This window comes from Ignavibacteria bacterium (assembly GCA_041649015.1).
Classification (GTDB): Bacteria; Bacteroidota; Ignavibacteria; order Tepidaquicellales; family Tepidaquicellaceae; genus CAIKZJ01.
Genome location: JBAZNU010000002.1, coordinates 166749 through 179350 on the forward strand (window position 1 = coordinate 166749; position 12602 = coordinate 179350).

10 protein-coding genes and 1 tRNA gene are annotated in these 12602 nt (G+C 34.9%); 4 read left to right on the forward strand and 7 right to left on the reverse strand.

Annotation, left to right across the window (positions count from 1 at the left end; all coding sequences use genetic code 11):
- Positions 1-3: 3 nt before the first annotated feature.
- From WC644_03875 to lpdA, 4 genes are all read left to right on the forward strand, one after another.
- Complete coding sequence (locus WC644_03875; protein ID MFA5011074.1) at positions 4-765, forward strand: ABC transporter permease; 762 nt, start codon at positions 4-6, stop codon at positions 763-765.
- Positions 765-1502, forward strand: coding sequence for an ATP-binding cassette domain-containing protein (locus WC644_03880; GenBank protein MFA5011075.1), 738 nt, complete (start codon positions 765-767; stop codon positions 1500-1502). The genes WC644_03875 and WC644_03880 overlap by 1 nt, the downstream gene beginning before the upstream one ends.
- Positions 1503-1518: 16 nt before the next feature.
- Positions 1519-2550, forward strand: coding sequence for an MlaD family protein (locus WC644_03885; protein MFA5011076.1), 1032 nt, complete (start codon positions 1519-1521; stop codon positions 2548-2550).
- A gap of 77 nt (positions 2551-2627) precedes the next feature.
- Entirely contained in the window at positions 2628-4034 is a 1407-nt protein-coding gene (gene lpdA / locus WC644_03890; GenBank protein MFA5011077.1) for a dihydrolipoyl dehydrogenase, read from the forward strand.
- A 51-nt stretch (positions 4035-4085) separates the two neighbouring features.
- Here the strand turns inward: lpdA and WC644_03895 are convergent, their stop codons facing one another.
- The 7 genes from WC644_03895 to WC644_03925 all read right to left on the reverse strand — a co-directional run bounded on the left by WC644_03895 (position 4086) and on the right by WC644_03925 (position 12520).
- The gene (locus WC644_03895; protein ID MFA5011078.1) at positions 4086-5075 is read right to left on the reverse strand and encodes a sugar phosphate nucleotidyltransferase; all 990 of its coding nucleotides are present in this window, start codon (positions 5073-5075) and stop codon (positions 4086-4088) included.
- A gap of 10 nt (positions 5076-5085) precedes the next feature.
- Entirely contained in the window at positions 5086-7815 is a 2730-nt protein-coding gene (alaS, locus tag WC644_03900; protein ID MFA5011079.1) for an alanine--tRNA ligase, read from the reverse strand.
- A gap of 138 nt (positions 7816-7953) precedes the next feature.
- Positions 7954-8673 (reverse strand): hypothetical protein, encoded by a 720-nt coding sequence (locus tag WC644_03905; GenBank protein ID MFA5011080.1) that lies wholly within the window; start codon positions 8671-8673, stop codon positions 7954-7956.
- Between the two features lie 316 nt (positions 8674-8989).
- Positions 8990-10585: a carboxyl transferase domain-containing protein gene (locus tag WC644_03910; protein MFA5011081.1), complete on the reverse strand. Its 1596-nt coding sequence runs from the start codon at positions 10583-10585 to the stop codon at positions 8990-8992.
- 185 nt (positions 10586-10770) lie between these two features.
- Positions 10771-12051, reverse strand: a complete 1281-nt coding sequence (clpX, locus tag WC644_03915; GenBank protein ID MFA5011082.1) for an ATP-dependent Clp protease ATP-binding subunit ClpX — start codon at positions 12049-12051, stop codon at positions 10771-10773.
- 18 nt (positions 12052-12069) lie between these two features.
- Positions 12070-12151, reverse strand: a tRNA-Leu gene (locus tag WC644_03920).
- A 105-nt stretch (positions 12152-12256) separates the two neighbouring features.
- Positions 12257-12520, reverse strand: coding sequence for a hypothetical protein (locus WC644_03925; GenBank protein ID MFA5011083.1), 264 nt, complete (start codon positions 12518-12520; stop codon positions 12257-12259).
- Between the last annotated feature and the right edge of the window lie 82 nt (positions 12521-12602).

The following is a 12602-nucleotide window of genomic DNA, read 5'->3' on the forward strand; positions in this document are numbered from 1 at the left end:
AAGATGAAATATACTAAGTTAATAAAAATTAAAATAAGCGAGGCAGGACTTATAGTTCTTTTTAGCCTGCGTTTTTTTAGAGAATCATTGAAACCTCCTTTCGAAATTCGAGAGATATCAAGACAGTTCTATTATCTAATAGTTAATTCCCTTCCATTAGTTAGTATAACAGGCATTATTATTGGATTAACACTCGCATTGCAATTAAAGCCTACTCTTGGATCTTTTGGTGCAGATGCAATGATACCTTCACTATTATCTGTCTCAATACTTCGTGAAATAGGGCCTGTTATTATATCTTTAATATGTGCTGGTAAGATGGGATCTGCTATTGGTGCTGAACTCGGTTCAATGAAAGTGACAGAACAGATCTTTGCGATGGAAGTCTCAGCGGTACGTCCTTTCAGGTATTTAGTGGTCACAAGGGTTATTGCAACTACAATCGGTGTTCCTCTATTAATTGTATACGCCAATCTATTAGCCCTTTACGGAGGATATATTGCAATGAAATTAATCAGTAACACAAACTTTCAGTTATACTTTACGACCGCACTTAATGTGTTGGGATTTATTGACGTATTACCGTCATTTCTTAAGACTTTTCTATTCGGATTTACTATAGGTATTGTTGGTTCTTACAAAGGTTATAATTGCTCGCGAGGTACAGAAAGTGTAGGAATTGCTGCAAATTCATCTGTAGTCTTATCTTCTCTTTTAATAATTCTAATTGATTTAATAATGGTTCAACTTTCAACTCTCATTTAATGATTGATAAGTATAAATATATTATTGAAATTAAACATTTGAACAAATCTTTCAATAGTACACGTATTATTGAAGATATCAACCTCAATGTAAAGAGAGGAGAAACAATAGTAGTACTTGGAAAGTCAGGAACCGGAAAATCTGTGATTTTACAATGTATTATAGGTCTCCTAATACCTGAAAATGGTGAAGTTATAGTTTTTGGAGACGATATATTTTCTATGTCTGAAAAAGGATTTAATGCATTCAGAAAGAAAACAGGTTTTCTTTTTCAGAGCGGAGCACTTTATGATTCGATGAGTGTGCGAGAAAATCTTGAGTTTCCTTTAAAGAGACATTATAAACTTTCAAAGAATGAACTTGAAGTACGGGTAAAAAAATCTTTAGAAGAGGTTGGATTGCTCGAAGCTATAAATAAAATGCCGTCAGAAGTATCGGGCGGGATGAGAAAGAGGATAGGGTTAGCACGAACTTTAATATTACAACCTGAGATTATTTTGTATGATGAACCCACGACGGGTCTTGATCCTGCAACGTCAAGGGAAATAAGTAGATTAATCAGAAATATACAGAAAGAAAGAAATATTACTTCAATTGTAGTAACCCACGATATGGAATGTGTTGAAATAACTGCAGACAGAGTAGTTGTATTAAAGGACGGAAAGTTTATTATTAATGACACTTATGATGAAGTCAGGAAATCAAAAGACGAATTTATTAAATCATTTTTTGAATAAAAATTTAGATAATAATATGAATAGTGATTTTAAAAAGAACCTTATTGTAGGATTATTTACCATTGTTGGCATTAGTCTATTTACATTTATAATATTTTATATAGGCAGCAACGATAATCTTTTTACACACACAATAAAAGTGATTACATATTTTGAGAATGTTTCCGGCTTAAAATCCGGAACCAATGTTACATATTCGGGAATAGATGTAGGCTCTGTAACTGATATTAATATTGTGGAAGGGAATAAGATTGAAGTAATAATGCGTGTAGAATCTAAGGTGAAGAAATATATTAAAACCGATTCACGGGTTTCGATAGTATCTGAAGGACTTGTCGGGAGTAAAGTTATTGATATATCAGCAGGTACTCCGGGTTTACCAGAAATTGAAAATGGAGCTGTACTTACATCGATTAAACCGCTTACAGCGGAGGACATAATGAAATCGTTAAAAGAAACCGGTGATAATGCTACCTTAATTACAAAGGATCTCGCGGATATTACAAACCGTATTAATAAGGGGGAGGGCACTGTAGGACAACTATTAACAAATGATTCACTTTATGAATCTATTAATAATGTACTCCAAAGTTTCGGAGCTCATTCAAAAGATTTAAACGGAATATTTGCAAATCTTGGTCTTGCTATTTCTGGAATTTCAAATGATTTTGATAAACTAACGAAAGAACTTAATTCTACAGTAAAAGATCTGTCTTCAATTACGAGTAAACTTAATTCGAATGAGAGTTTTATTGGTACATTATTAACAGATACACTCTTCTCAAATAATTTGAAGGAAACTATAGAATCGGCAAGGAATACAGCAAAAAATCTTGAAGGAGGTTCGTTTAGTTTTAATCAAAATATGGAAGCACTAAAGCATAATTTCTTCTTTAAAGGATACTTTGAGGATATGGGTTACTGGGATAAGGAAAAATTTGAGATAGAATACGATAACAGAATGCAAAAGCTCAAAGAATCACAAATTAAACTGGACAGCCTTAATAATCTAATCAATAATTATGAAAGGAAATTGAAAGAGAAATAATTATTCGTATGGGAACTACAAATAACTAATATGAATTTTAAATAGTGTAACCTATTAAAAATATAAAATATAATAAAATGCAGGAATATGATATAACAGTTATTGGAAGTGGTCCGGGAGGATACACAGCAGCTATAAGAGCCGCACAATTAGGATTTAAAACAGCCATTGTTGAAAGAGATAAATTAGGTGGGGTATGCCTGAATTGGGGCTGTATTCCGACAAAAGCTCTTATAAAGAGTGCTGAGATGATGAACAAAGTTAAGCATGCAGGTGATTATGGACTTAAGATTGAAGGAGTTGGTTTTGATTTTCCAAAAATAATACAACGATCAAGGAAAGTTGCTGAAGCATCTGAGAAGGGTGTTCAGTTTTTGATGAAGAAAAACAAGATAACTATTATCAATGGGACAGGATCCTTTAAGAAGGACAAGACAATATCGATTAAAGATAAAGACGGTAAGGAAGTTGAGATTATAAAATCGAAACATATTATTCTAGCAACAGGAGCACGTGCAAGGACTCTACCTGGCATTAAGTTTGATGAGAAAAGGATTTTATCTTCAACCGGTGCAATGCTTGTTCAGGATTTTCCGTCAAAACTCACCATTGTGGGTAGCGGAGCTATTGGAATGGAATTTGCATATTTTTATAATGCCTTAGGATCTGAAGTAACGATTATTGAAATGCTGCCTCAAATTCTTCCGATTGAGGATAAGGAAATATCTGATGTAGTTGCCAGAGAATTTAAGAAAAGTGGCATGAAGATATTTACTGAAACGAAGACGGAAAGTGTCGAAGTAAAAGGAAATAAGGTGATTACAAAGGTTAGCGGAAAAGCAAACGATTCTTTTGAATCCGATGCAGTTCTTCTCGCAATTGGAGTTACTGGAAATATCGAGAATCTTGGACTTGAAAACCTTGGAGTCGAGTTGTTCAAGAATGCTATAAAGGTAGACAGTGATTACAAGACTAATGTTGACGGATTATATGCAATTGGTGATGTCGCATTGATAGACGAAAAGGGAAAACCATGGCTTGCTCATGTTGCATCTGCAGAAGCTGTTAACTGTGTAGAAAAAATCAAAGGGCATACAACTGGTGATATCGATTATAATAATATTCCCGGATGTACATATTGCCAGCCACAGGTTGCCTCAGTTGGTATGACAGAAGACAAAGCCAGAGCGGCAGGATATAAACTTAAAATAGGTAAGTTTCCGTTTTCAGCAAATGGTAAATCAAGAGCAGCCGGAGAGATTGCAGGTCTTGTAAAACTAATATTTGATGATGAATACGGTGAATTATTAGGGGCTCATATAGTGGGAGCTGAAGCAACAGAACTTATTAGCGAACTTGTTATGGTGAAATCACTTGAGGGGACAGGGGAGTCAATTATAAAAACAATACATGCACATCCAACCCTTACTGAATCAATACTTGAGGCTGCAGGGGTTGCTTACGGCGAAGCAATAAACCTATAAGTTCACAGAGAAATGTAAATAAAAACGGGGCGTAAGCCCCATTTTTATTAATTATATTTCAGAATATTCTCCTAAACTTATTATTTTACTCTTTTTAATAATTTTTGAATGTTTCCCTATAAGAGAATTTCTTATTACTGAGTTTTCTATATGTGTATTATTTTCAACTATTGAATTCATAATTATACTGTTTTTTAAAATACAGCCGTCATTAATAGCAGTATACGGTCCTATTATGCAATTGTCCAGAGTAACATCTTTACCTATGAAGACAGGGTAATTTAGCATGCAATTTTTATAACTATACTTTTTGATATTCTTTTCCAGCAAGTATTGATTAGTCTCAAGAATTGTCTCATGCTTTCCGCAATCAAGCCAGCCTTCAACATAATACGGAACAAACTTTTCATTCTGCTTTATCATCACTTCCATTGCATCGGTGATCTGATATTCTCCCTTTGTTGTAATGTTGTTTTTTATTATGTGTTCTATAGAATTAAAAAGTAAATTGGAATTTTTAATTAAATAAATGCCTACAATTGCATCATCTGAAGATGAGACTTCAGGCGAGGCAGGTTTTTCAACAAACCTTGAAATAAATCCCTTTTTATTTGTTTCAACAACCCCAAACCTTTTAGGATCATCAACCTTTTTGACTCCTATAGCAGAGAATTTATTTTTAACAATATCCTTCAGGTCAACATCGAACAGCGTATCACCAAGAATAATTAATGCCTCTTCATTTTTTATTGGATCGAACTTTTCTTTTGCGCAAAGGACAGCATGGCCAAGTCCAAGCATTTCTTTCTGCTCTACGAAATCGAATCTGAATTTAAATGTATGTTTCAGATAATTCCTGATTTCATCACCTTTATAACCGATGATGAAAATTATTCGATCGGCAATTTTCTTTTGAATCAGTTCATTTACGATGTAATAAATCATCGGATGTCCTGCAACATTCATTAACACTTTTGGCATAGTCAGGGTGTGAGGTCTTAATCTTGTACCAACACCTGCAACGGGAATAATGACATTCATGAATATATTTTTAAAGTTTACTTTTTATATTATTTATAAACGAATTTAATACTTCATTCAATTTTGATACATCCTTTGCCCCAGCTGTAGCAAGCTGAGGTCTCCCACCACCACCACCGCCAAGTTGTTTAGCGATTTCGGAGATAAATTTACCGGCAGAGAATCCTTTATCCTTTATAAGATTATCGCTAACCGCGCAGACGAGAGAAATTTTATTATCTATGACAGAAGCAACAAGGATTATACCATTCTTTAGTATCTTTCTCATTTCTTCACCAATTTCTTTGAATTCATCTGTAGTTTCAATATTAAGAACTTCTGCAAGTATAACACTGCCATTTATCTTTTCAACTTTATCAATCTTAGACTTCAGTATATTAGTATGTTTTTTAATATTTAGTTTAATAAGCTTTTTATTCTGGAGCCTCTTTTCGTCAAGAAACTTTTCCCTGAATTCATAAAGAGATTTAATGTTATTATCCTGTTGTTCAAGAAGAAGCTTCATGATAGAAGTATCTTTGAAATCAGTTTTTCTGTAACCTTCTTTGAAAGATTTAATACCGGCAATAAAATTAGATGAATACTTCTCGGGTAATTCATTTATTATCTTTTCAATGTCAGATGTTCTATCTTCAAGCAGTTTGACTATACCTTCGCCAGTTCGAGCAAAAATTCTTCTTACGCCAGAAGATATACTTTCCTCTTTTACTATTTTAAAAAGACCTATATCACCTGTATTCTGAACGTGCGTACCACCACAGAATTCAATACTATAATCTTTATCCATAATAACAACTCTTACCCTGCTGCCATATTTCTCACCGAAGAATTTCTTAACTTGTGGAATATTATTGGCATCATCTATTGGAAGGTCATTGAGAGTCTGAACCTGTATATTCTCAGAAATTTTAGAGTTTACCAAATTCTCTATAGATTTAATTTCCTCAGTGCTGACTTTTTGGTAATGAGGAAAATCAAACCTTAGATGTTCTTCTGAAACTAAAGAGCCCATTTGTTTTACGTGAGGACCTAGAACCTGTCTTAGCGCTTCATGAACAAGATGAGTAGCAGAATGATTTCTTTGAATCGATTCCCGTCTTTTGATATCAATAACAGCTGTTACGTTTTTGTTCAGGAGATTCTTATGGTCATAATTTTTGACATATATAAAATGATTGTTCTTACTATCTATAACATCGAGTTCATAGCCATCATTAAATATAATTTTACCTGTATCACTAACTTGTCCTCCTGATTCGGAGTAAAATGGATTGTCTTTAAGTACAAGTACTTCAATATCTGAACCAGCAATTCTTTTCGCCTGCAGTAGCGATGTTTTTATTCCCTTCTCATCAATCTCATAAGGATTGTAAACGGGATTAACGGATTTAAGTTTTTCGTCGAGTTCAAAGAGCTTAGTGTCTGCAATGATAACATCATCTTTTCTTGCAGACCTTGCACGTTCTTTCTGTTTATTCATTTCTTCGTTAAACCTATTTATATTGACCTCAAAACCGTGTTCTCGAGCAATAACCTGAGTAAGGTCGAGAGGGAAACCGTAAGTATCGTACAATTTAAATGCGACTTCACCCGGAAACACTTTATCATTATTTCCTTTAATCAGTTCATAGACCTCTTTGAAATGTTCAATACCCTTATCAAGAGTAATATTGAAACTGATTTCTTCGCCCATGATAACATTTTTAATGTATTCACTTTTTTCAATTATTTCAGGGAAAGTATCTCCAAAGACTTCAATAACAGCATCAACGAGACGGTACATGAAAGGTTCACTGAATTCGAGTTTACGTGCAAGACGTAATGCACGTCTAAGTATTCTTCTCAGAACATAGCCTCTGCCTTCGTTGGAGGGCATTGCTCCATCACTTATAGCGAAAATCAAAGCTCGAATGTGGTCAGCAATGGCATTCATTACAGAGATTAATTCACCTTCATATTTTTTACTTGTTATACTACAGATGCTATTAATAATTGGAATGAATAAATCGGTATCGTAATTTGATTTTTTACCGTTCAATGCTCTAACGATTCTTTCAAGTCCCATACCTGTATCGACATGCTTATGAGGTAAAGCGTGAAGATCACCGTGCTGATCACGGTTGTACTGAATAAAAACAAGGTTCCAGATTTCAATTACGTCTTCGAGGCCAGCATTAATATCTTCGGATTTGCATCCATTTTCAGTAAGATCGATATGAATTTCAGAACAAGGACCGCAAGGACCAGTTTCTCCCATTTCCCAAAAGTTATCTATTTCATCAAACTTTAAAATATGTTTGGGATCAATATCTGTTTCTGTTTTCCAGTATTCAAAAGCTTCATCGTCAGTTTTGTAAACAGAAGCCCAAAGTTTTTCCTTTGGAAGCTTCCAAACTTCGGTAAGAAGCTGCCAAGCCCATTTTATAGCATCCTTTTTGTAATAATCTCCAAATGACCAGTTACCAAGCATTTCAAAGAAAGTATGGTGGTAACCGTCCATACCTACTTCCTCAAGGTCATTATGTTTACCACCTGCCCTTATACATTTTTGAGTATTAACCGCACGGGAATACTCGCGTGCACCAATGCCGAGAAATACATCTTTAAACTGATTCATACCAGCGTTTGTAAAAAGTAAAGTCGGGTCTTCAAATGGAACAACAGGTGCCGATTGTACAGCTGTATGTCCACGATCTTTAAAGAATTTTATGAATGAGTTTCTTATCTCTTTTGACGTCATTATATCTATGATATTTGCAAATTTAACTTTAACATTAAAGATAATTTAAACGGGAACCATTATAAATGCAAATAGTGAAGAAAAATAGAATGTAAAAAGCAACACCCTAAATGTTGAGGGTGTTGCTTGAAACTAATATCAGAATATTATTCTAATGCCAGTATCAACGACGAAAACCTTCATATCCTGATTGAATGTATCAGTGTTTTCTGTTTTAACTCCATTTATGATTGTAGTTGTCTTTACGTTTTCGAATTTAGGAGTAGCACCAACTAGTCCGATTGATGAAATCCAGAAAATGTTTTTAGACAGGGGATAAGCTCCGCTGAGTGAAATCATGTAAGTGAGAGCTGTTGTAGACTTCTCATCCTGAATGTATGAATTGCTTCCGCTTGTTAGTTCAACTTTCGGTGATGTAGTACTCATAATACCGGAGTATGCTTTGAATCCAACAATCAGACTTTTTGATGCCGGGTAAGAATATTCAAGTCCAATCAGACCTCCAAAAATATTCCAACTTTTTGAATCTGCAGTCCAAGCATTACCAGTCTGGCTACTCAGCAGCTGATTGAGATTAGCAAGATCTGTACCGTTCGAATTAAAAAATCCCATAACATTAATTCCAAGCACGTCAACGAGTTTATAACCTACGACAGCTTCTGCTTTAAAGCCCAGCTTTGCGAAACCGGAATTTTTGTTGAGAGCATCTGTTTTTCCCAGATCACCGTAAGGAAAACTGGGACCAACCCGAACTTCAACGTTAAATTTTTTGCTGAAGCTGCTTTGCACATAATTTTGTGCATGGGAGAATGAAATATGGAATGACAAGATAAAAAACAGAACAATAATTATTCTCATATATTTAAAATAATAGTTTTATACTTCTGCTATATAATAATTTTTTAGACTTAAATAAAGGTAAGAGGAATTGCATAATCATTTAGTATAAAAAATATGAAATTTATATGCAAATCAGTGATGCTTAATAGGATAATTATATCTGAATAACAAAAGAGAAAAAATATAGTATAGTAACTTTCATTTTGTACATTTCCTTCGATTTTGAACTGCTTTAAGTGAAAAGAGTCAAAATGAAAACATTAGGCAATTATAAGGCTAATTAGAGCGCAAGATAAGGCAAGTTATAGAAAAAAACCCAATAATAGTGCAGACACTACGTTTGAATCACACCAGGATTAAATTTTGGTATATCAGGATTACAGTTCGCTATTGATATACATTGTGATACAACTTCACGTGTTTTAGCGGGGTCTATAATTCCGTCGATCCAAAGTCTTGCCGCAGCATAAAGAACGTTAGTTTGCTCATCGTACTTTTTTGATATATCTTCGAGAAACTTTTTCTTATCGTCCGAATGAATTTCTTTACCGAGTTTTCTCAGTTGACCGATTTTAATATCGAGTAAGACGTTTGAAGCCTGAGAGCCGCCCATTACTGCAATCTTTGCGTTCGGGTATGCAAAAATGAATCGCGGGTCATAAGCTTTGCCACACATAGCGTAATTTCCAGCACCGAAACTATTACCTGTAATTATGGTTATTTTAGGTACGGTAGAATTAGCGACGGCATTAACCATCTTCGCACCGTCTTTAATGATACCACCGTGTTCAGATGTCGAACCAACCATAAAGCCCGTAACATCCTGAAGAAAGAGCAGGGGAATTTTTCTCTGATTACAATTCATAATAAACCGTGTTGCCTTATCAGCTGAATCGGAGTAAATGACCCCACCGAATTGCATTTCCGTGTGACCTTTGGGATTCTTTTTCTTAACAACTTCACGTTGATTTGCAATGATTCCAACGGCCCAACCGTTGATGCGGGCAAAACCAGTAATAATAGTTTGGCCATAGGATGGTTTGTATTCATCAAAATCACTATCATCGATTATTCTGGCCATCAGGTCGTAGGTGTTATAAGGTTTTGTACTGTCTTCAGGAATAACACCATATATTTCGTTTACATCGTAAGCAGGATTTTTTGATTCAATTCTATCAAAACCAGCAAAAGTATTGTGACCAAATTTACTTACGAGACTTCGAATTTTTTCAATTGCTGCTTTATCGTCAAGTACTTTTTCGTCAGTTATGCCAGAGACAGCCGACGAAACTTCACCTCCACCGAGGGATTCTGTATCGGTAACTTCGCCTATTGCGGCTTTGACAAGATGAGGACCAGCAAGAAAAATACTGCCTGTACCTTCCACGATAATTGTTTCATCGCTCATAATAGGGAGATAAGCACCGCCAGCAACACAGGGACCCATTATTGCAGCTATCTGAGGTATGCCCATAGAGCTCATTACAGCATTATTACGGAAGATACGACCAAAGTGCTCTTTATCAGGAAAGATTTCATCCTGCAGGGGAAGGAAGACACCAGCGGAGTCGACAAGATAAATTATAGGAAGTTTGTTTTCCATCGCAATTTCCTGTGCACGAAGGTTTTTCTTACAAGTTAAAGGAAACCAAGCACCTGCCTTTACGGTTGCATCATTTGCAACAATAACACAATCTCGCCCTGAAACTTTGCCGATGCCGAAAATTGTACCTGATGATGGAGCACCACCAAATTCCTTATACATATCATAAGCTGTAAACAGACCGATTTCAAGGAATGATGTATTTTTATCAATGAGGAGGTTAACTCTTTCTCTGCAATGAAGCTTGTTCTGCGAGTGAAGTTTTTCTATGGCTTTTTTACCCCCACCTTCTGAAACGACTTTTCCCTTCGCAGTTATATCGACCATTAAACTTTTATGAAAGACGGTTCTTTCAGCGAATGATTTCTCTTTCTTTAAATCAGATTTCAATAATGCCATAGAAAAAATGTATAAATTAATTAATAAGTTTGCATTTTAATAAAATAATGTGTGAATTGAAATACAATTATGTAATTTTCTTAGGCGCCGACCTATAAAAAACTCAAATACTACTATGCAAGAGCTTTTTTGTTCGGGCTTAGATAAATTGGTTCTTTGCGTTCGGTAATCACTTCTTTAGTTATGATGCAGCTTGCAAGGTTTTCTTTTGAAGGGATTTTGTACATTATATCAACCATTATATTTTCCATGATAGAACGAAGAGCGCGTGCACCAGTACCACGTTTAATTGCAATTTCGGTAACTGCAGTTAGAGCATCTTCATGGAAAACAAGGTCAACGCCTTCCATTCTGAAAAGTTTTTTATATTGCTTAATAAGAGCATTTCTCGGTTCGGTAAGAATCGTCAGCAAAGCTTTAGTATCGAGGCTTTCAAGTGAGGTGACAATTGGAAGTCTGCCAACAATTTCAGGTATTAAACCGAATTTAACAAGGTCATCAGGTTCAACTTGGGTTAAAATCTCATCTGTTTTAATATCATTTTTGCCGAATACTTCAGCACCGAAACCAATAGAGCCTTTAGCGACTCTTCTTTCAATAATTTTTTCAAGACCAACAAAAGCACCACCACAAATGAAAAGAATATTTTTTGTGTTAATGCTTAATAGAGGTTGTTCAGGGTGTTTCCTGCCACCTTTTGGTGGAACAGTTGCAATTGTACCTTCGAGAATCTTAAGTAATGCCTGCTGAACACCTTCGCCGGAAACATCACGAGTTATAGAAACATTTTCGCTTTTTCTTGAAATTTTATCAATTTCATCTACATAGATAATGCCCATTTCCGCTTTCTGAATATCATATTCGGCATTCTGCAAAAGTCTTACCAGCATTGATTCCACATCATCTCCAACATAACCGGCTTCGGTAAGAGTTGTTGCATCAGCGATAGCAAAAGGAACGTTAAGTAATTTTGCCAAGGTTTGAGCGAGATAAGTTTTTCCAGTTCCTGTAGTACCAATCATTAAGATATTACTCTTTTCCAGTTCGACATCGTCGATGCTAATAGATTTCATTGCATCAATTCTTTTGTAATGATTATAAACGGCAACGGCGAGCGATTTTTTAGCACGGTCCTGACCGATAACATATTCATCAAGGAATTTCTTAATAGCAGCAGGGTTGATACCAGATTTTGATTTATTGAAATTAGCACTGCTTGTGGGATCAGTATTCATCTTAATAATATGTACAGCACCGTCAACACAAATTTCACAAATAAACGGAGCCTTTCCAAATCTATCAGCGGGACCTTTAATTAAATTTGTCACTTTGTCTGCGCTTCTACCGCAAAAAGAACATCTTGGAACAATATTATTAGCTGACTTAGCTGCCATAATCAATAAATTATTTAGTGCGCGATAAGGGAGTCGAACCCCCACGAGTTGCCTCGCTAGATCCTAAGTCTAGTGCGTCTGCCAGTTCCGCCAATCGCGCTGCATATCAATAAATATAATTAAAAATAATAAATGAAATTAGTCAATTAAAGGTTAATTCATGAGAGTAATTATGAAGGACAAAAACAGAATAATGATTTGCTGTTTACAATTTATCGCTTAAAAAATCTCCGAGAAGGTTATCATCAGAAATAAAAATTTTCGAACAAAATTCGCCTGAAAACTTACCTGTTTTAACGCAGTTGTAATGATTATCTCTAATAGATTTCTTATTTTTAGATTTTGCAGAAAAGGCAAAGTCGTCAAGTTCACTACCACACTCAGTACAAAAGACACCGTTATTCTTAGGTGTTTTCTTCACAGTTTTCGAGATTTTGGAATTCTTAGAAATTTTCGAATTCTTTTTCATTAATGTTAATAATTAAAATATTCAACTTACCAAATAATTATAAATCTGTAAGTTAATAATAAAAACAAAATTCGAAAAATAA